Genomic DNA, 18931 nt, shown 5'->3' on the forward strand with positions numbered 1-18931 from the left:
GCCCGCGTCTGTCGATGCCCTACAAGCTCCGGGCGTCTCGACAGGAGGAGTCCGCCGATTCCGGCACATGATCCGGATCGCCCCTAGCCTGTCGGGCATGGCCCCCCAGCTCCCCGAGACCATGCCCGCCGTCTTCGCGACCGGCGGCCTCCCGCTCGACGATCCGCGTGCGCTCCGCGACGGCGAGGCGCCCGTCCCGAGTCCGGGTCCGCGCGACCTCCTCGTCGAGATCCGCGCCGTGTCGGTGAACCCCGTCGACCGCAAGCGGCGGGCGGTGTCGCCGGCGGACGGCAGCGCGATCCTCGGCTTCGACGCGGCGGGCGTCGTGGTCGCCACGGGCCGGGGGGTGACGCGCTTCGCCGTCGGCGACGAGGTCTGGTACGCGGGCGACGTCGGCCGCCAGGGCACGAACGCCGCCTATCACGCGGTCGACGAGCGCATCGTCGGGCGCCGCCCCGCGAGCCTCGACTGGGCGGATGCCGCCGCCCTCCCGCTCACGGCCCTCACCGCCTGGGAGACGCTGTTCGACCGGTTCCGGGTGGATGCCGCCGCCGAGGGCACGCTGCTCGTCGTCGCGGGCGCGGGCGGCGTCGGCTCGATCCTCACGCAGCTCGCGAAGCGCCTCACCCGCCTCACCGTCGTCGCGACGGCCGGGCGCCCCGAGTCGCGCGACTTCGCGGCGCGGATGGGCGCGGATCACGTCGTCGGGCACGCCGATCTCGTCGCCGAGGTGCGCGCCGTCGCCCCCGACGGCACGGACTACATCTTCACGCCGTACACCGAGCAGCACTTCGCCTCCTACGTGGAGCTCGCGAAGCCGTTCAGCCAGATCACCTCGATCGACGGGCCGCGCACGCTCGACCTGTCCGGCATCCCGCCGAAGAGCCTCACGCTGCACTGGGAGTGGATGTTCACGCGCGCCCGCAGCGCCACACCCGACATGGGCCGGCAGGGCGAGGCGCTCGACCGGGTCGCCGAGCTCGTGGATGCGGGCGAGCTCCAGACGACGGCCACCACCCGGCTCGAGGGGCTCGACGCGGCGACGCTGCGCGAGGCGCACCGGCTCATCGAGTCGGAGGGGGTCGTCGGGAAGGTCGTGATCAGCCGCTGACGGGCGGCGCGGCCGCGGGCGGCGGCGATCCCGTCGGCGCCGCCGGCCTCCCGCCGTAGGCGAGCCGCCGCAGCAGCACCTCCGCCGGCCCCCGGAGGCCGGCCCTCCCCATCCAGGCGGCGATCCCGAGCGTCGCGAGCCAGGTCGCGACGGCGACGAGGGTGATCGTGGCGGTCGTGAGGTGCTCGCCGAGTCCGAGCGCCCAGGCGCTCATGAGCGGGGCGAAGACGAGCGACTGCACGAGGTAGAAGGTCAGCGAGCGCTGGCCGAGCGCCTGCAGCGCCCGCAGCAGCCCGCCGGGGCCGGCGCCGCCCGAGGCCATGCGCTCCCGGACGTGCGCGGCGATGAGCGCGAAGACGGCGACGTAGCCGAGCCCGCAGGCGAGCCCCGCGAGCTGGTGGACGCCGAGGAGCATCCAGCTCGCCGCCTCCGGGATCGGGATCGCCCCGAGGTGCGTCGCCGCCGACACCGCGCCGACGACCCAGCCGATCGGGATGCCGATGCCGGCGACGAGGCGGAGCAGCCGCCGGTGGCGCTCCGGCTCCTCGAGCACGCCGCGGCGCGCGGCGAGGACGGCGAGCAGGATCGCGAGCGGCACGACCATGCCGAGCAGGCCCTGGGCGGGTGCCAGCACCGCCCAGAAGCCGAGTCGGGCGAGCGCCGCGAGGAGCGGATCCTCGATGCCGGCCGCGGTGGGGAGCATGCCGCCGTCGGTCGCGGCGAGGCCGGCCTCCGCCTCCGGCAGCCCCGCGACGACGATCCCGCCGATCAGCGACAGCGCCGCCCACTGCACGAGCAGGGCGAGGAGGACGACGCACCAGATGACGATGGTGCGGTCCCGGCGGCGGATGAAGAGGGCGACGAGGACGAGCCCCGCGAGGCCGTAGGCGCCGATGATGTCGCCCATCCACAGCAGGAGCGCGTGCGCCGCGCCGAAGGCGACCATCCACCAGTGCCGGCGCCGCAGGATCCGACGGGCCTCGGCCTCACCCGAGCTCGCGACCTGGCGGCGGAAGAGCTGCCAGATCCCGTAGCCGAAGAGGAAGGCGAACATCGGGTAGGAGCGTGCGTCGATCGCGATCATGGTGATCGCCTGCGCGACGGCGTCGGCGGCGCTCTCGGGCTCGGGATGGTTGGAGCCGAAGGACGCGCTCCCGCGCCCCCAGAGGTAGAACGGCGAGTTCGCGATGACGATGAAGAGCAGCATCGCCCCGCGGGCGACGTCGGGGGCGAGCGCGCGCTCCCGGAGCGGTGTCCCGGGACGGGATGCGCGCCGCGGCGGCGCGGGCTCGGCGGTCGCGGTGGTCGGGCGGTCGGTTCCGTCGGCGGCCATGCCTCCAGGTTGGCAGGCCGGGCCGGGCTCGACAACCTGGGGCGCCGGGTCGCGACCGCCACTGTCCATCCGGCCAGGGCCATGGTCCGCACGGCCGGGGTGCGCGGGCGCCCGCGCCGGAAGGCTCGAGGCATGGAGAACGACACCTCGACCCAGTCCCCCCGTCCGCCGCGTCGACGCGGCCTCCGCATCGCGGCCATCGCCGCCGCCGGCGCGCTCCTCGCCTCCGCCGTAGGCCTCGGCGCCTGGGTCCGGAGCCAGCCGGCCGACGCGAGCACCGCGCCGCCGGCGCTCCAGAGCCGGATCGACGACCTCGTCGACGCCGGGTACCCCGGCGTGCTCGCGGCCGTCACCGACGCGCGCGGGGAGCAGATCGATGCGGTCGCGGGCGCCGGCGACCTCGAGACCGGCGAGGCGCCGCCCCGCGACGGCGCGGTCCGCATCGCGAGCAACACCAAGATGTTCGTCGCCGTGCTGGTGCTCCAGCTCGTCGACGAGGGCCTCGTCGAGCTCGACGAGCCGATCGAGGCCGTGCTGCCGGGGCTCGTCCGCGGCGACGGCATCGACGGCCGCGAGATCACGGTCCGCCAGCTGCTCCAGCACACGAGCGGCCTGCCCGAGTACGCCGACGAGGTCGCCGCCGACGCCTTCGGGGCGCAGCACCGCTACCTCTCGCCCCGCGACATGCTCGACATCGCCCTCGAGAAGCCCGCGGGCTTCCGGCCCGGCGAGCGCTGGGAGTACAGCAACACCAACTACCTCCTCCTCGGGCTGCTCGTCGAGCGGGTCGTCGAGCGTCCCGTCGCGGAGCTCGTGCGCGAGCGCATCACGGAGCCGCTCGGCCTCGAGCGCACCGTCTTCCCGCAGCCCGGCGACGAGCGCATCCCCGGCGAGCACCCCGAGGGGTACCACCTCGACGGCGACGGCGAGCTGCGCGCGATCACCGAGCTCGACCCCGCCTTCGCCTGGGCCGCCGGGGCGATGATCTCGACGCCCGGCGAGCTCAACCGCTTCATGCAGGCCCTGCTCGGCGGCGAGCTGCTGAGCGACGCCGCCCTCCGCGAGATGCAGGATGCCGTGCCGGCCGGCGACGAGATCACTCCCGACGCGAGCTACGGCCTGGGCCTCCAGCGCTACCCGCTCAGCTGCGGCGGCGCGGCCTGGGGCCACGGCGGCGACATCCCCGGCATGCAGACCCGCAACGCGGTCGGCCCGGACGGCACCGCCGTCACGATCGCGGTGAACGCCCTCCCGTGGGCGGTCGTCGACCAGAGCGACGAGGAGCGGCTGCTGGACCAGTACCGGATCGTGCTCGACGCGCTCGACGAGACGCTGTGCGACCGCTGATCGAGCAGGACGGTGCCCGGGCGGATGCGCCCGGGCACCGCTCGTGGTTGACTCGCGAGATGATCGCCGAGCCGCCGCGGATCCCGCCGGCGCTGCTCCGGTCGCTGCCGCCGCTGCTCGTCGCGGCGAGCGCCGCCGGCTACCTCTGGCTCGACGCCCTGGAGGGCTCCGAGCACGCGACGCCGGGCCTGCCCGCCGCCGCCCATGCGGGCCTCGTCCTCCTCCAGGCCCTCGTGCTGCTGGCCCGGCACCGCGCGCCCGCCCCCGCGCTCGCCGCGATCGCGGCCGTGGATGCCGTCCTCCTCGCGACGAGCGGCGGCGAGCTCGGCATCGGCTCCCTCGCGGTCATGTTCGCCGCCTACGCCGCGACCGCCGCGCCGAGCCCGCCCCGGCGTCGCGCGCTCGCGCTCGGGGCCGCCGCCGCCGCGACCGCGGTGGTGGGGGGCGCCTCCCTCCTCGCCGCGGGCACGGCGCCGGCGCTCGCGGCGCTCGGCGTCGCCGCCGTGCGGGTGCTCCTCGACTACGCGGTGCCGGCGGCGATCGCGGAGGCGGTCCGCGGCCGCCGGCAGCTCGTCGAGGCCCTCCGGGAGCGCGCCGAGCTCGCGGAGCGCGAGCAGCAGGGCCGGATCGAGCGCGAGCGGCTCGCCGAGCGCACGGTGATGGCGCGCGAGCTCCACGACATCGCGGCGCATCACCTCTCGGGGATCATCGTCAGCGCCCAGGCCGTGGCCGCGCTCGTCGATCGCGATCCGGCCCGTGCCGGCGCGATGCTCGCCGCCCTCCAGCAGGACGCGCGGACGACGATGGCCGACCTGCGCAGCACGGTCGGCCTCCTCCGGGCGGACGGCGACGGCGACGCCGACGGAGGCGAGGGCGGCGACCCGACCCCGGCGCCGACGCTCGCCCGCATCCCCGAGCTCGCGGACTCCGCCGTGCGGCGCGGGCGCCACGTCGAGCTGGAGGTCACGGGCGAGCCGATCGGGCTCGGCCCGCTCGCGGAGACGGCCGGGTACCGGATGGTGCAGGAGTCGCTCGCGAACGCCGCCCGCCACGCCCCGGGTGCCGCCTGCCGCATCCGCGTCGAGCACCGCGAGGACGAGATCGCCATCAGCGTCTCGAACGATCCGGCGCCGGGGGGCGCGGCCGCCCGCCGCCAGCGGGCCGCCTCGCGCGGCTACGGGCTGGAGGGCATGGAGGAGCGCGCCGAGCTGATCGGCGCCCGGCTCGACACGGGACCCACCGCCGACGGCGGCTGGGCGAACCGCCTCCGCATCCCCCTCGATCGGAATCGGAGCATCGGATGATCACCCTCCTAGTCGTCGACGATCAGGCCGTCGTGCGCGCCGGCCTCTCGGTCATCGCGGGCGCCCAGCCCGACATCGAGGTCGTCGGCGAGGCCGCCGACGGCGCGGAGGCGATCCGGCTGGCGCGCGAGCTGCAGCCGGACGTCGTGAGCATGGACCTGCGGATGCCGGGTCTCGGCGGCATCGAGGCGACCCGCGCGATCGCCGCCGATCCCGCCATCTCGAGCGAGGTGCTCGTGGTGACCACCTTCGACGTCGACGACGACGTGTTCGCGGCGCTCGAGGCGGGCGCGGCCGGCTTCATCCTCAAGGGCGCCGAGGAGGACCGCCTGCTCGGCGCGATCCGCTCGGTCGCGGCCGGCGAGGGCACGCTCGACCAGCGCCTGACGCGACGCGTGCTCCGCGAGTTCACGAGCCGGCGGGCCGGCGGCCGGCCGGTGCCGCCGCCGTCCGGCTCGCATCCCCTGACGGACCGCGAGCTCGAGGTGCTGCGACTGCTCGCCGAGGGCCTCTCGAACGCCGAGATCTCGGCCCGGCTGTTCATCGAGCCGACGACGGTGAAGTACCACCTGGCGGGTCTCCTGCAGAAGACGGCCGCGCGGGATCGCCTGCAGGCGGTGCTGTGGGGCATCCGCACCGGGCTCGTGGAGGTGGGCGGCTGACGCGCGAGCCGCTCCCAGCGGACTGGCAGGAAGAATAACGATCCGGTAACTGGACACCGTTACCTCGTCGTTATACATTTCAAGAGCGTCAGTTGTTTGCTGTGGCAGCGGACGCGGAATGTGATTGCAGGACACTCTTGGTGCAAGGGAAGAGAGCCGGCCGCACGCCTCTGCGGCCGGCTCTCGCTGTGTCCGGGAGGTGCGCCGCGTCACGCGGATCCCGCGGTGTCGGTCGCGCCCAATAGGGTGTGACGATGAACTCGCGGAGGGATGCCGTCGACGCCTGGGAGGCGCTCTACCGCGCCCAGGTCGCCGTCCTGCGGCACATCCGCTCCGAGTTCCCCGAGGGCGTGACCTTCACCGACTACGACGTCCTCTTCAACCTCTCGCGCCAGCCCGGCCGCCGCAGCCGCATCCGCGATCTCAACAAGCACCTGCTGCTGAGCCAGCCGAGCGTGAGCCGGCTCGTCGACCGACTCGCCGCACGCGGTCTCGTCGCGAAGGCGAGCGATCCGGACGACGCGCGCGGCACCGTCGTGGAGCTCACGCAGGCCGGGTGGGAGCTCTTCCGCCGGGCCGGCATCCAGCACTCCCGCGTCATCGCCGAGCGCATGAGCTCCGCGCTCACCGACGAGGAGCTCGCCGAGCTCGCACGGCTCACGAACAAGCTGCGACAGGGCGAGGAGCCCGCCGGACCCGAGGGGGCGGGTCGCGCGTGAGCCCCCGCCGCCCGGTCGTGGTCTGGCTGCGCGACGACCTCCGCCTCGCCGACAACCCGGCGCTGCGGGCCGCCGTCGACGGGGACCGTCCCGTCGTCGTGCTCTTCGTGCTCGACGAGGAGAGCCGCGAGATGCGCGAGCTCGGCGGGGCGAGCCGCTGGTGGCTGCACCACTCTCTCGCAGCGCTCGCGGCCTCCCTCGAGCAGCGCGGCGCGAGCCTGACGCTCCGCCGCGGCGCCGCCGAGACCGTCCTCCGCGAGGTGCTCGCGGAGACGGGGGCCGAGGGCATCCACTGGAACCGCCGCTACGGCCGCAGCCGCGAGATCGACGCCCGGCTCAAGCGGGAGCTCCGCGATGACGGCCTCGAGGTCGAGAGCCACGCGGCGAACCTGCTCGTCGAGCCCTGGGAGCTCACGACCGGGAGCGGCGAGGGGTACAAGGTCTACACCCCGTTCTGGAACGCGCTGCGCGCGACCGAGCTGCGGCCCGAGCTGCCCGCCCCGCGCGAGATCGAGGGCCGCCGCGCCGAGGGCGACCGCCTCGACGACTGGGGGCTGCTGCCGACCCGCCCCGACTGGGCGGGCGGACTCCGCGAGACCTGGGAGCCGGGCGAGCTCGCGGCGCGGCGCCGCCTCGACGACTTCCTCGAGGAGCGGCTCGAGGACTACCACCGCAGGGACGAGCCGGGGGTCGACGCGACCTCCGGGCTCAGCCCCCACCTCCGCTTCGGCGAGGTCAGCCCCATCCAGATCTGGAACCGGACCCGGGCGGTCACCGCGGCGCCGGCGAAGAAGAACGCCGAGAAGTTCCTCTCCGAGCTGGCCTGGCGCGACTTCAACCACAGCATCCTGTTCCACGTCCCGACCCTCGACCAGGACAACTACCGCCCCGCCTTCGACGCCTTCCCCTGGCACCGCCCGGAGCCGGGCGAGCTCGAGGCCTGGCGCCGGGGCCGCACCGGCATCCCGCTCGTCGATGCGGGCATGCGCGAGCTCTGGCACACGGGCGTCATGCACAACCGGGTGCGGATGGTGTGCGCGAGCTTCCTCGTGAAGAACCTGCTCATCGACTGGCGCATCGGCGAGCAGTGGTTCTGGGACACGCTCGTGGATGCCGACGAGGCGAACAACCCGGGCAACTGGCAGTGGGTGGCCGGCTCCGGGGCGGACGCGGCGCCCTACTTCCGCGTCTTCAACCCGGAGCTGCAGGCCAAGAAGTTCGACCCGCGGAACGAGTACATCGCGCGCTGGGTGCCCGAGCTCGGCACGGAGGACTACCCCGATCCGATCGTCGACCTCAAGGCGACGCGGCAGGAGGCGCTCGACGCCTACGAGGCCGTGAAGGCCGCCGGACGCGGCTGATTGCCGGGCGCACTCAGAAGGGCGGGCGTCCGCCGATCGCGAGGACCGCGCGCGCCGCGACCATGACCCCGCTCGCGGCCGCGGCATCCACATCGCCGTCCTGCGCCCAGCGATGCAGGAAGCCCGCCGCGAAGGCGTCGCCGGCGCCCGTCGGGTCGACGAGCCGGACGCGCGGGGCCGGCGTGCGGCGGGGCTCCTCGCCGCGACGGGCCGCGAGCACGCCCTCGGCCCCCATCGTGAGCGCCACGACCTCGTGGCGCTCGAGCAGGGATGCGACCATGCGGGCGGGGGTGCGCTCGCCCGTGAGCAGCTCGGCCTCGACGAGGTTCGGGAAGATCACCCGGACGCCCTCGGTCGCCTCGCGGAAGGCCGGCACGCCGAAGTCGCGGAGATAGCCGATCGAGCCCGGATTGAGCGCGACGGGGACGCCGGCGGCGGTCGCCGCATCCACGATCTCCCGCGCTCCCTCGACGCCGAAGCCGTCGAGGAAGCTGTAGGCGCTGAGGTGCACGACGGACGCCGTCTCGAGGAGCGCGGGGGTGAGGGCGGCCGTGTCGAGGAGCGCGTTCGCGCCGCGCTCCGTGAGCATCGTGCGGCGGTCGCCCTCGATGACGATGACGACCGTGCCGGTCGGGACGCCCACCTCCACCTGCAGGTGCGCGCGCACCCCGGCATCCGCGAACATCTGCCGGTGGCGCGCGGCGTCGGCGCTGCCGACCGCGCCCACGTAGTCGACGTCGGCACCGAGCGAGGCCAGCCAGGCCGCCGTGTTGGCCCCCGAGCCGCCGGGGCGCTGCCGGATCGAGGCCGTCGTGTCGGTGTTGCGCTGGAAGCCGCCGCGCGGCACGGCCACGATGTCGTTGAGGAGGTCGCCGACGACGACGATGCGCTCGCGCGACGTCATCGGAGCGCGGCGGGCGCGGCGGCCGGGACGACCCGGATGGCGGCGGCGGAGGCGGAGCGGGTCACCGTGTCAGCCTAAAGGGGGACATGCGGCCGGATCGGGTGAGCGACGTTCGTGTCTGCGGCCCGGAGCCGACCCCCGAGGCGGATTGGTCGCGATCCCGATGCCCACACGACTGCCAGCGGGCTGCCACGACCCTGCCAGCCCCACCCCCAAACGGGGGTGGTGGGGGCTCCGGAGCACCCATGTCGGCCGGATCGAACCGGTCCGACCGGCAACGGGTCACCCTGGCCTGTCCCCGAAAAATCTAGGAAGGGATTCACTCGTGAACACCACCAAGAAGACCGCTTTCGGCATCGTCGGCGCTGCGGGCGCCGCGCTCCTCACCGTCGGCTTCGCGTCCCCCGCGATGGCCGCCACGGATGTGGAGACCAACGACAGCCACGACTCGACCGCGACCCACCTGCTGTCCGGCTCGGAGTTCACCGACCTCTTCGGCATCGGCGACGTGACGAACGCCTCGCCCATCGCCCTCGCCCCCGAGATCAGCACGGGTGACATCGCCTCCGGCAACGCCACCGCGTCGGGCAACGACGTGACGGCCCCCGTCGCCTCGGGCAACGAGACGAACGCCGGCAACGGCAACGAGGCGAACGTCGGCAACGGCTCCGGCAACGGCAACTCGGTCGGCAACGTGACGAACGACGTCAGCGACGTCGTCGACACCACGACCGACGCGACCACGGATGTCACCACCGACGTGAAGGACGTCGTCAAGGACGTCACGAACGCGGTCGACGCCGACGCGATCGTCGAGGACGTGACCGACTCGGTCGACCTCGACAACATCCTCGGCCGCTGATCGTCTGAGCTGACGCAGCACCGACACGGAGGGCCCCCGCCGCATGGCGGGGGCCCTCTTCGCGTGCGCGGGCGTCGTCGAGCGCCGCCTCGACCGGCGGAGGGCGCTTCAGCCGGTGATCTTGCCCGGGTTGAAGGTGCGCTTCGGGTCGGCCGCCTCGAACAGGCCGCGCATGACCGCGACGCCCTCCGAGGAGATGTCCTGCTCGAGCCACGGCGAGTGCTCGACGCCCACGCCGTGGTGGTGCGAGATCGTGCCGCCGAAGTCGATGAAGGCCTGCTGGATGGCGCGCTTGACGATGTCGTACTCGCCGAGCGGGTCCTCATCCCCCATCACGAACGCGAAGGTGAAGTAGAGGCACGCGCCCGAGTGGTACGAGTGCGAGAGATGCGACATGATCCAGCCCTTGCGGCCGATCTGCTCGTAGGCGGCGTTCGCGGCGGCGTAGACGCCGTCGTGGATGCCGGCCAGCTTCGACCACGGTCCGGCCGTCTCGCTGACGTCGCCGGCCGCGCCCATGTCGAGCAGGAAGTCGCGCAGGTAGGGGGTGTCGAACTTCTTCTGGTCGTAGAGGACGCCGGGACCCTTGCCGACGCCGAGGCCGTGGTGCTTGCGGACGATGCGGTCGACGATCGCCTTCTGGCGCTTCGCGTGCGCCTCGCCGCCCTCGAAGCCGATGAAGGAGAGGCAGACCTCGTCCATGTCCCAGCCGCGGCCCTCGAGGAACGCGAAGAGGCCGTCCTGCACCTTCTTCGAGATGCCCTTCGACTCCTTGCTCGTCGCGAGCGAGAAGCCGGACTCGTTGGAGTCGGAGATGCGGGTGACGCTCGGCGTCGCATCCGACTCCGAGATCTCCTGCATGGCGGCGAGGCCGTCCTCCCAGGTCTTGAAGAAGTAGGCGAAGATGTCGCGCCGCTCCGGCACGCGGTGCACCTGCACGGTGACCTCGGTGATGACGCCGAGGCGGCCCTCCGAGCCGAGGATCATCTCGCGGACGCTCGGGCCGGTGGAGGCCGAGGGGATGGCGCGGATGACGAGCGTGCCGCCCGGGCGGACCACGCGGAGGCCCTTCGCGATGTCGGCGATGTCGCCGTACTTGTCCGACTGCATGCCGGAGGAGCGGGTCGCGACCCAGCCGCCGAGCGTCGAGTGGGTGAAGGAGTCGGGGAAGTGCCCGATCGTCCAGCCCTGCGCACCCAGCTGCGCCTCCAGGTCCGGACCCTGGGCGCCGGCCTGGATGCGGGCGAGACCGGAGGCCTCGTCGATCTCGAGCACCTGGTCGAGGCGGCCGAGGTCGAGCGAGACGATGACGCGGGTCTCCTCGCGCGGGGCCTCGAGGCTGCCGGCGATGTTGCTGCCGCCGCCGAAGGGGATGATGACGGCGTCCTGGGCGACCGCGGCATCGACGATCCGCTGCACCTCGGCCTCGTCGGCCGGGTAGACGACGATGTCGGGCACGCGGCCGAGGTCACCGGCGCGGACGCGGACCAGGTCGCGGAGGCTCTTGCCGTAGGCGTGGACGACGCGGGTCATGTCGTCGACGTGCGCGTGCTCCTCGCCGACGATCTCCGCGAGCTTCGCCCGGAAGGGCGTCGTCGCCTTCGACTCCGGCACATCGAGGGCGTCGAAGTCGGGGCGCTCGGCCTTCTCGGCCGACCACAGGTCGAGCCCGACGGCGTCGAGCACGAAGGGCGCGAAGTTCGGCTTGTCCTCGTGGTGGAAGCCGACGCCCTCGCGGCCCCAGCCCCACCACTTCATGTGCTTGACGTCGGTCACGCGGGATCTCCTCGGGTGGTGTCGGGGTCGTGGGGTGCGGCCGGGCGGCCGAGGATGCGGCTCGCGTGCTCGGCGTGCATGGCCAGGATCGCATCGCGGATGCGGGTCGTGAAATCGACGGGCGTCTCGCCGGGCAGCGGGCGCATGGGCGCCCCGAAGACGACGCCGATGGGGAGGCGGCCGGGCTTCGGCCACTTCGAGCCGCGCGGGTGCGCCTCGTAGGCGCCGATGATCGCGACGGGGAGGACCGGAACCTCGGCGGACGCGGCGAGGGCGGCGGCGCCCGGCTTGAAGGCGGCGATCCGCCCCGAGCGGGTGCGCGTGCCCTCGGGGAAGACGAGGAGCGGGACGCCGCGCCTGAGGAGCTCCTTCGCGCTGACGCTCCGCTTCGCGGCGCCGGTGCGGTCGACCGGGAAGGCGTTGAAGAAGAGGGCCGTCAGCCGACGGCGCCACCACACGTCGAAGAAGTAGTCGGCGGCGGCGCCGGCCGCGAGGTAGCGGCCGAGTCGACGCGGGATGGCGCCCTGGATGAGCGGGGCGTCGAGGTGCGAGCTGTGGTTCGCGACGACGACGTAGGAGGAGTCGACGCCCTTGAGCTGCTCGCGGCCGATCACGGTGACCCTGGTGATCGTCCAGACGACCGCCTTGAGCAGGCCGCGCTGGGCGACGAAGCGCGCGGCGGCTTGCGAGCGGGACGTGAAGCGGTCACGCGCCATCGCGGCCATGGAACCCCTCCCGTGCGGGTCCGTGCCCGCGTCTGGTGGACGTACCGGGCAAGCCTACTGCCGGATGCCCGCAGCGGTATTCGGAGCCCTCGCGCGATCCGCTGGTCGGCGCGCGAGGCGGGCGGGGTCAGGCTCGCGAGGAGGAGATGCGGCGCGAGATCCAGCGGACCGTCGTGCGCGGGAGATGGCGGGTGAACCAGATGAGCACCCGGTACCGAATACTCGGCATGGAGATCACCCGGCCCCGGTCCACATCCCGCAGCGAGGTCGCGACGAGCGCGTCCGCATCCAGCCAGAGCGACTCGGGGATGCTCGACGAGCGGATGCCGGCCCGCTGATGGAACTCCGTGCGAACCCAGCCGGGGCAGAGGGCCGTCACGGTGACGCCCGTGCCGTGGAGCTCGTTCGAGAGCCCCTCCGTGTAGGAGGTCACCCAGGCCTTGATGGCCGAGTATGCGCCCATCGTGATGAAGCCGGCCGTGCTCGAGACGTTGACGATCGCGCCGTGCCCGCGCTCGCGCATGGCGCGCCCCGCGGCGCCGCCGAGGACGAGCACCGCGCGCACCATGACCTCCATGGCGCGGTCGTGCACCTCGACGTCGCTCGCGGTGAGCTTCCAGTGCACGCCGAAGCCGGCGTTGTTGACGAGCAGGTCGACGGGCCTGGACGGGTCCTCGATGCGGGCGGCGACGCGATCCACGTCGGCGCGCACCGAGAGGTCGGCCGAGAGCACCTCCACGTGGCGGCCGGTCGCGCGCAGCTCGGCCGCGGTCTCCTCGAGGCGGGCCTCGTCGCGCGCGACGAGGACGAGGTCGTGGCCGCGGGCCGCGAGCGCCCGCGCGAAGGCCGCGCCGATGCCCGAGGTCCCGCCCGTGACGAGCGCAGTTCCCATAGCGCTTACGATACGGTGCTGGGGAGTCCTGCCCGGCGACAGGACGGCATCCCCCGGACCCGCACCACGACGATCCGCTCCATCACGAAGGCGATCCCCGCATGACCGCGAACGACGACACGGCGACCGCTCCCGAGCGGGCCGTCTTCGACGTCCGCGAGTTCGCGCGGACCGCCCGCGGCAGCCACCGCGACGCCCTCGACCTCTCGGGCCTGGAGACGCAGCCGCTGGACGCGGACGCCGCCCGCCTGGTGCGCGCGCTCCGTGATCTCGAGCGCGGCACGCTGCATCGCATGCGCGACCTGCTCGTGACGGCGACCCACAAGGACGCCCGCGTGACCGCGTTCCTCACGACCTGGATGTACGAGAAGTTCTGGCTCGCCGACGCGCTCGACGCGGTCCTCGAGCAGAGCTCCGCCGCCGAGGACCTCCCGGCGAAGGACGGCGCCGCCCGCCGCACCCGGCGCGAGCGCGCCGAGCGCCGAGGCCCCATCCTCCGCGCCATCGCCTCGAACTTCGACGGCCCGCAGATCGTCGCCGCGCATGTGACGACCGGCCTCGTCGACGAGTGGATCACGCAGGCGGCATATCGGCGCCTCGCGGGCGCCGCGCACGCCCTCCACGGGCTCGTCGACACCGTCATCGAGGTCAAGGACCGCCACATCCGCTTCCTCCAGGAGGAGGCGGAGCGCCGCCTGCGCGTCTCGGAGCGGGCCCGCAAGCTGACCCGGCGCGAGCTCGATCGCGCCGCCTGGCCCATCGGCTCCGTCGGCCGCTCGGACGACGAGCGCAGCTTCTTCGAGCGCATGGTCTTCGGCTCCGACGAGGGCCGCGCCGAGGCGGGCGCCATCCGCCGCCTCCTCGAGCACCTCCCCGGCATCGGACCCGGTGTCGCCGCGAACGTCGAAGCGAGGCTCGTCCCGTGACCCCCAAGCGCGCCAAGATCGATCTCGGCGAGGCCCACGTCCTCCTCACGGGGGCGACCGGCTTCGTCGGCCAGGCGGTGCTCGAGCGCCTCCTCGCCGACCACCCCGGCACCCGCATCTCGATCCTGGTGCGCGGCAAGGGCAGCCAGACCGGCCAGGACCGCCTGCGCCAGCTCATGCGCAAGCCGGTCTTCAAGGCCTGGCGCGAGCGCCTCGGCACCGAGGCGGCCGATGCGGCGGTCGCCGCGCGCGTGAACGTGCTCGAGGGCAGCATGACGAGCATCCCGCCCCTCCCCGCCGACCTCGACGTCGTCATCCACTCCGCCTCCACGGTGTCCTTCGACCCGCCCATCCACGAGGCCTTCGACACGAACGTCAACGGCGCCGTCTCGCTCTACTCGGCGCTCCGCGAGGCCGGCGGCGACCCCAGCGTCGTGCACGTCTCCACCTGCTACGTCGGGGGGCTCCGCCGCGGCGTCGTGCCGGAGGCGAAGCTCGAGCACGAGGTGGACTGGCGCCGGGAGTGGGAGTCGGCCCGCAGCGCGCACGACGGCACCGAGCTCGCCTCGCGCGAGCCCGCCGCCCTCGAGGGCTTCATCGCGGAGGCCACCCGCCGGCACGGCAAGGAGGGCCCCATCGCGGTCGCCCGCGCCAGCGAGGCGCTCCGCGTCGCGTGGGTGCGCGAGCAGCTCGTGGAGGCCGGCCGGCTCCGGGCGCGTAGCCTCGGCTGGACGGACGTCTACACCCTGACCAAGGCGATGGCGGAGCGCGCCGCCGAGGAGATGTGGGGCGAGGACGGCCACCGTCTCGCCGTCATCCGACCGGCGATCATCGAGAGCGCCCTGCAGCATCCCTTCCCCGGATGGATCGACGGCTTCAAGGTCGCCGACCCGCTGATCCTCGCCTACGGCCGCGGCCAGCTGCCCGAGTTCCCCGGCCTCCCCGACTCGATCCTCGACCTCATCCCGGTCGACTTCGTCGTCAACGCGATCATCGCGGCGGCGGCGAACCCGGTGAAGCGGAACGCGCCGGAGTACTTCCACATCGCCTCCGGCGCCTCGAACCCGCTGCCCTTCCACCGCATGTTCCAGAACGTGCGCGAGTACTACCTGGCGAACCCGATGCCGAAGGGCGACGGCGTCATCGAGGTCCCCGACTGGTCCTTCTCGGGCGAGCGGAAGTTCAACCGCGGGGTCGCCCTCGCGAAGCGCAAGGCGGAGCTCTCCGAGCTGTGGCTGCGCCGCCTCCCCAACGACGACCGGAAGCGGGCCAAGGAGGCCGAGCTCGCGAAGCTCAAGGCCGGCATCGACACGCTCGGCAACTTCACCGACCTCTACCGCGCCTACGTGCGGACCGAGATCATCTTCGACGACCGCCAGACGCGCGCCCTCGACGCCGCCCTCCCGGCGAGGCACCGTGAGGACCGCGGCTTCGACGTCGAGCGCATCGACTGGGAGGACTACCTCCAGCGGGTGCACTTCCCGGCGATCACCGACATGACGCGCGCCTACCAGCGCCGCAAGCAGTCCGCGGCCGTGCCCGCCTCCGCCCGCCCGCGGAAGGCGCTCGCGGAGCGCTCGGACGTCGTCGCCGTGTTCGACCTCGAGGGCACCGTCGTCGAGTCGAACATCGTCGAGCAGTACCTCTGGGTGCGCTCGGCGGGCTACCGCAAGGCGGCCTGGCCGAAGGAGGTCGTCAACCTCCTCGGCTCGCTCCCCGGATACCTGCGCGCCGAGCGCCGCGATCGCGGCGAGTTCATCCGCGCCTTCCTGCGCCGCTACAAGGGGATGCCGGTCCGCCGCCTCGAGAAGATCGTCGAGCGCGGCTACGCGGACACGATGCTCCGCCACACGAGCGCGGAGGCCGTGGAGCGCATCCTCGAGCACCGCGCCGCGGGCCACCGCACCGTCCTCGTGACGGGCTCGATCGGCCTCCTCGCCTCCCCCCTCGCGGCGCTCTTCGACGAGGTCGTCGCCTCGAGCATGCACGAGCGCAACGGGCTGCTCACCGGCTACCTCGCGAAGCCGCCGCTCGTCGACGAGGCGCGCGCCGCCTGGCTCGTGCAGTACGCCGATCGCCACGGCCTCGACCTGGCCGGCTCGTACGGCTACGGCGACAACCACTCCGATCTCTCGTGGCTCTCGCTGGTCGGGAACCCCACCGCGATCAACCCCGACTCCGAACTCTCTCGTGAGGCCCACCGCCGCCAGTGGTCGATCCACCGCTGGCGATCCGGCGGAGCAGGGGTCCGACGTGATGTGATCGCTGCGAAGGCAGCACGGAAGGACTAGGGCGATGGCGTTCGACATCGACAAGTACACGAAGAACTCGGTCGGCGTGCAGTGGGCCGATCTGGACTTCGACGAGTTCGATCGAGACCCCCTGCCCGAGTCGACCCTGCGCACCCTCCGCTACATGTGCGACATCGAGTACCACACGGTCTGCTACATGCGCGACATGCTCACGACCCCCTCGCACAACGAGCCCGAGGTGGGCGCGTTCATGACCATGTGGAACCGCGAGGAGTTCTGGCACGGCGAGGCGCTCGCCGCGGTGCTCGACCGGCACGGCATCACGGTCGACTTCGACCAGCTCAAGGCGACGCGCCTCAAGCTCGGCTGGAAGGACCGCCTCGACCCGATCAAGCAGAGCCTCATGGGCAAGCTCGTCGGCATGGACTTCGTGGCGGTCCACATGGCGTGGGGCGCCGCGAACGAGTGGTCGGCGAACGCCGCGTACCACCGCCTCGCCGCGATGGAGTCGCACCCCACCCTGTCGCCGCTGCTCAAGCGCATCGCGCAGCAGGAGACGAAGCACGTCGCCTTCTACGCCTCGCAGGCGCGCGACCGCCTCGCGAAGTCGAAGAAGGCGCGCGTCATCGCGCGGTTCGCGCTCAACAACGCCTGGGGCCCGGTCGGCTCCGGTGTCATGGACGACGACGAGGTCACGCACGTCATGGGCCACCTCTTCGCCGGCCCCGAGGGGCGCAAGCTCATCCGCGACATCGACGCGCACATCGCGAAGCTGCCGGGCCTCGACGGCCTCACGATCGTCGAGAACTCGCTCGAGAAGCGCGGGATCCGGGGCTGATCGCGCGTCGGCGCCCGGGCGCCGCATCCCCCTCCTCGCGCCCGCGCTAGGGTTCGAAGCGTGCCCCGCCCCTTCCTCCTCGTGACGACGCGCGACGACGACGTCGCCGCGCGCGGCGAGCGGGAGCTCTTCCTGCGGCTCATGGGCCTCGAGCCCGAGCGGCTGGAGCACGTCCGCGCCGAGCAGGCGCCGCTGCCGTCGATCGATCCCGCCGACTACGCCGGCATCCTCCTCGCGGGCAGCCCATACACCTCCACCGATCCCGTCGAGTCGAAGAGCGCGGCGCAGCTGCGGGTCGAGCACGAGGTGGCGGAGCTCCTCGACCGCGTGATCGCGGCCGACGCGCCCTTCCTCGGCGCCTGCTGGGGCATCGGCACGCTCGGACTCCACCAGGGCGCCACGATCGACCGACGCTTCGGCGAGCAGACCGCCGCCGTGCCGATCACGCTCACCCCCGAGGGCGAGGCGGACCCGCTGTTCGGCCGCCTCCCCCGCGTCTTCGACGCCTTCGTCGGGCACAAGGAGGCCGTGAGCGAGCTGCCCCCGCACGCCGTCCTCCTCGCGACGGGCGCCGCCTGCCCGGTGCAGGCGTTCCGGGTCGGCACCCACCAGTACGCGACCCAGTTCCATCCCGAGCTCGATGCGACCGCGATGCTCGCCCGCGTCGCGCTCTACCGCACGAGCGGCTACTTCCCCGCGGACGAGGTGGATGCGGTCGCGGCCCGGGTGGCCGCGGCGGACGTGCGCGCGTCCCACCTCGTGCTGCGCGGCTTCGCGGAGCGATACGCAGGCTGACGGTGTGCGCAACCGCGGACGCCGGCCGCCGGAAGCGCTGACGACGGCGATCGCGGGCCGAATGTCCGACGTTACGCACGCCGGTGGCCAGCGGATCAGGGCCGGCGGTACTCGGCGCCGTCCGCGGAGCGCTCCAGGAGCCCCTGGTCGACGAGCTCGCGGCGGACGAGCGCAGGGTCGGTCGTGATCGGCGCGAGCATCGTCATCAGCTCGTCCTCGCTCGCGCGCTCGAAGCGCGGAAGGACGGCGGCGATGCGCTCGGTGAGCTCGCGACGGAGCGCCGCGTCGACGGGCAGCCGCTCGACGATCCCGTCGGGCGCGACCGTCCGGAGCCGGGGCTCCTCGGCGGCGAGCGAGCCGAGCGGCAGCTCGGCGAGCGCCGCCTCCCGTGCGGCCGCGACCGCACCGGCGACCGCGACCACGCCGGCACGTCCCGGCTCGACGAGGCCGGCGCCCGCCAGCACGGCGACGAGCTTGCGCACTCGCGACTCCGGCATCCCGAGCTCCGCGGCGAGGGCGGCGAAGCCGAGGCCCTCCGGCACGGCGCCCTGGAGGGCGGCGAGGCAGCGCAGGCGCGCGGGGTCGGCGAGCGCTCCGAGGACCCGGATCGCGCCCGCCGGCATCACGCCTCCTGGAGCATGGTCGTCGCGTTCTGCAGGAGACCCTGCGCGTAGGACGCGGCGTTCTGGTCGCTCGAGGCGATCGAGCCCGCGATGAAGGCGATCACGAGCTGCTGGTGCGTGGAGAGCTGGGGCATCGTGCGGGCGACGGCCTCGGGGCCGTGGCGGTCGACGAGGCGCTTCATCGCCCACAGCGAATGGAAGGCGAGGTAGAGGGCGACGAGCTCGGTCGAGGCGGTCGCCGAGATCTCGGTGTCGATGACCTTCGTCTGGCCCGCGGCGTCGGAGGCGACGAGCTGGTAGTTGCCGGCGTGCTCGACGACGGTCACCGGATCCGCGTAGGGCCCGCGCACGATGACGCCCTCCGCGGCCGCACCGGCGACGAACTCGACCTGATGGCCGATGTTGAGACGCTGGAGTCGGGCGCGGAGGTCCTCGGTCACGGCCCGGGCATCCACCCACTCAGGGTATCGGAATGCCTGATCCGCCGCCCCATCCCAAGTC

18 protein-coding genes are annotated in these 18931 nt (G+C 73.4%); 11 read left to right on the forward strand and 7 right to left on the reverse strand.

Annotated features, from left to right (window positions below):
* The first annotated feature begins 97 nt into the window (after window positions 1-97).
* Window positions 98-1111, forward strand: coding sequence for a zinc-binding alcohol dehydrogenase family protein (locus OF852_RS08875; RefSeq protein WP_271118806.1), 1014 nt, complete (start codon window positions 98-100; stop codon window positions 1109-1111).
* On the opposite strand, the gene OF852_RS08880 is transcribed toward OF852_RS08875, so the two are convergent.
* Window positions 1101-2444, reverse strand: a complete 1344-nt coding sequence (locus OF852_RS08880) for a DUF418 domain-containing protein (protein WP_271118807.1) — start codon at window positions 2442-2444, stop codon at window positions 1101-1103. The two genes, OF852_RS08875 and OF852_RS08880, sit on opposite strands and share 11 nt — an antisense overlap.
* Window positions 2445-2576: 132 nt before the next feature.
* Between OF852_RS08880 and OF852_RS08885 the strand changes: the two genes are divergently transcribed.
* The 5 genes from OF852_RS08885 (at window position 2577) to OF852_RS08905 (ending at window position 7837) form a co-directional block, all read left to right on the forward strand.
* Window positions 2577-3791: a serine hydrolase domain-containing protein gene (locus OF852_RS08885; protein WP_271118808.1), complete on the forward strand. Its 1215-nt coding sequence runs from the start codon at window positions 2577-2579 to the stop codon at window positions 3789-3791.
* A complete protein-coding gene (locus tag OF852_RS08890; RefSeq protein WP_271118809.1) occupies window positions 3779-5095 on the forward strand; it encodes a sensor histidine kinase in 1317 nt (438 codons plus the stop codon). Before OF852_RS08885 ends, OF852_RS08890 begins: the two co-directional genes overlap by 13 nt.
* Entirely contained in the window at window positions 5092-5757 is a 666-nt protein-coding gene (locus OF852_RS08895; protein ID WP_271118810.1) for a response regulator, read from the forward strand. Before OF852_RS08890 ends, OF852_RS08895 begins: the two co-directional genes overlap by 4 nt.
* 254 nt (window positions 5758-6011) lie before the next feature.
* Window positions 6012-6476: a MarR family winged helix-turn-helix transcriptional regulator gene (locus OF852_RS08900; protein WP_271118811.1), complete on the forward strand. Its 465-nt coding sequence runs from the start codon at window positions 6012-6014 to the stop codon at window positions 6474-6476.
* Window positions 6473-7837 carry a cryptochrome/photolyase family protein gene (locus tag OF852_RS08905; protein WP_271118812.1) on the forward strand — a complete coding sequence of 455 codons (1365 nt, stop codon included), beginning with the start codon at window positions 6473-6475 and terminating at the stop codon, window positions 7835-7837. The genes OF852_RS08900 and OF852_RS08905 overlap by 4 nt, the downstream gene beginning before the upstream one ends.
* Window positions 7838-7850: 13 nt before the next feature.
* On the opposite strand, the gene OF852_RS08910 is transcribed toward OF852_RS08905, so the two are convergent.
* On the reverse strand, window positions 7851-8741 hold the full coding sequence (locus tag OF852_RS08910; RefSeq protein WP_271118813.1) for a carbohydrate kinase family protein: 891 nt from the start codon (window positions 8739-8741) through the stop codon (window positions 7851-7853).
* A 325-nt stretch (window positions 8742-9066) separates the two neighbouring features.
* On the opposite strand from OF852_RS08910, the gene OF852_RS08915 reads away from it, so the two are divergent.
* Window positions 9067-9603 carry a hypothetical protein gene (locus tag OF852_RS08915; RefSeq protein WP_271118814.1) on the forward strand — a complete coding sequence of 179 codons (537 nt, stop codon included), beginning with the start codon at window positions 9067-9069 and terminating at the stop codon, window positions 9601-9603.
* A gap of 108 nt (window positions 9604-9711) precedes the next feature.
* Here the strand turns inward: OF852_RS08915 and OF852_RS08920 are convergent, their stop codons facing one another.
* From OF852_RS08920 to OF852_RS08930, 3 genes are all read right to left on the reverse strand, one after another.
* Window positions 9712-11379, reverse strand: coding sequence for an FAD-binding oxidoreductase (locus tag OF852_RS08920; RefSeq protein WP_271118815.1), 1668 nt, complete (start codon window positions 11377-11379; stop codon window positions 9712-9714).
* The gene (locus OF852_RS08925; RefSeq protein WP_271118816.1) at window positions 11376-12095 is read right to left on the reverse strand and encodes a lysophospholipid acyltransferase family protein; all 720 of its coding nucleotides are present in this window, start codon (window positions 12093-12095) and stop codon (window positions 11376-11378) included. The genes OF852_RS08920 and OF852_RS08925 overlap by 4 nt, the downstream gene beginning before the upstream one ends.
* A gap of 136 nt (window positions 12096-12231) precedes the next feature.
* Window positions 12232-12996 (reverse strand): SDR family NAD(P)-dependent oxidoreductase, encoded by a 765-nt coding sequence (locus OF852_RS08930; protein WP_271118817.1) that lies wholly within the window; start codon window positions 12994-12996, stop codon window positions 12232-12234.
* 101 nt (window positions 12997-13097) lie between these two features.
* Between OF852_RS08930 and OF852_RS08935 the strand changes: the two genes are divergently transcribed.
* From OF852_RS08935 to OF852_RS08950, 4 genes are read left to right on the forward strand one after another with little or no spacing between them, the layout of a single operon-like run.
* Window positions 13098-13922, forward strand: a complete 825-nt coding sequence (locus tag OF852_RS08935; protein WP_271118818.1) for a hypothetical protein — start codon at window positions 13098-13100, stop codon at window positions 13920-13922.
* Window positions 13919-16213: an SDR family oxidoreductase gene (locus OF852_RS08940; RefSeq protein ID WP_271118819.1), complete on the forward strand. Its 2295-nt coding sequence runs from the start codon at window positions 13919-13921 to the stop codon at window positions 16211-16213. The genes OF852_RS08935 and OF852_RS08940 overlap by 4 nt, the downstream gene beginning before the upstream one ends.
* 4 nt (window positions 16214-16217) lie before the next feature.
* Window positions 16218-17012: a ferritin-like domain-containing protein gene (locus OF852_RS08945; protein ID WP_271118820.1), complete on the forward strand. Its 795-nt coding sequence runs from the start codon at window positions 16218-16220 to the stop codon at window positions 17010-17012.
* Between the two features lie 60 nt (window positions 17013-17072).
* Complete coding sequence (locus OF852_RS08950; RefSeq protein WP_271118821.1) at window positions 17073-17807, forward strand: glutamine amidotransferase; 735 nt, start codon at window positions 17073-17075, stop codon at window positions 17805-17807.
* Between the two features lie 95 nt (window positions 17808-17902).
* Here OF852_RS08950 and OF852_RS08955 read toward each other — a convergent pair whose 3' ends face one another.
* Window positions 17903-18430 carry a DUF2087 domain-containing protein gene (locus tag OF852_RS08955; protein WP_271118822.1) on the reverse strand — a complete coding sequence of 176 codons (528 nt, stop codon included), beginning with the start codon at window positions 18428-18430 and terminating at the stop codon, window positions 17903-17905.
* Window positions 18430-18885 (reverse strand): hypothetical protein, encoded by a 456-nt coding sequence (locus OF852_RS08960; RefSeq protein ID WP_271118823.1) that lies wholly within the window; start codon window positions 18883-18885, stop codon window positions 18430-18432. Before OF852_RS08960 ends, OF852_RS08955 begins: the two co-directional genes overlap by 1 nt.
* Window positions 18886-18931: the final 46 nt, after the last annotated feature.

The sequence above is a fragment of the Homoserinibacter sp. YIM 151385 genome (assembly GCF_027912415.1).
Taxonomy (GTDB): Bacteria; Actinomycetota; Actinomycetes; order Actinomycetales; family Microbacteriaceae; genus Schumannella.

Excerpts from the sequence above, each read along its gene's own strand:
- OF852_RS08875 (WP_271118806.1), top strand. The coding sequence starts at position 98 with ATGGCCCCCCAGCTCCCCGAGACCATGCCCGCCGTCTTCGCGACCGGC.
- OF852_RS08880 (WP_271118807.1), bottom strand. The coding sequence starts at position 2,444 with ATGGCCGCCGACGGAACCGACCGCCCGACCACCGCGACCGCCGAGCCC.
- OF852_RS08885 (WP_271118808.1), top strand. The coding sequence starts at position 2,577 with ATGGAGAACGACACCTCGACCCAGTCCCCCCGTCCGCCGCGTCGACGC.
- OF852_RS08895 (WP_271118810.1), top strand. The coding sequence starts at position 5,092 with ATGATCACCCTCCTAGTCGTCGACGATCAGGCCGTCGTGCGCGCCGGC.
- OF852_RS08900 (WP_271118811.1), top strand. The coding sequence starts at position 6,012 with ATGAACTCGCGGAGGGATGCCGTCGACGCCTGGGAGGCGCTCTACCGC.
- OF852_RS08910 (WP_271118813.1), bottom strand. The coding sequence starts at position 8,741 with ATGACGTCGCGCGAGCGCATCGTCGTCGTCGGCGACCTCCTCAACGAC.
- OF852_RS08925 (WP_271118816.1), bottom strand. The coding sequence starts at position 12,095 with ATGGCGCGTGACCGCTTCACGTCCCGCTCGCAAGCCGCCGCGCGCTTC.
- OF852_RS08930 (WP_271118817.1), bottom strand. The coding sequence starts at position 12,996 with ATGGGAACTGCGCTCGTCACGGGCGGGACCTCGGGCATCGGCGCGGCC.
- OF852_RS08935 (WP_271118818.1), top strand. The coding sequence starts at position 13,098 with ATGACCGCGAACGACGACACGGCGACCGCTCCCGAGCGGGCCGTCTTC.
- OF852_RS08945 (WP_271118820.1), top strand. The coding sequence starts at position 16,218 with ATGGCGTTCGACATCGACAAGTACACGAAGAACTCGGTCGGCGTGCAG.
- OF852_RS08955 (WP_271118822.1), bottom strand. The coding sequence starts at position 18,430 with ATGCCGGCGGGCGCGATCCGGGTCCTCGGAGCGCTCGCCGACCCCGCG.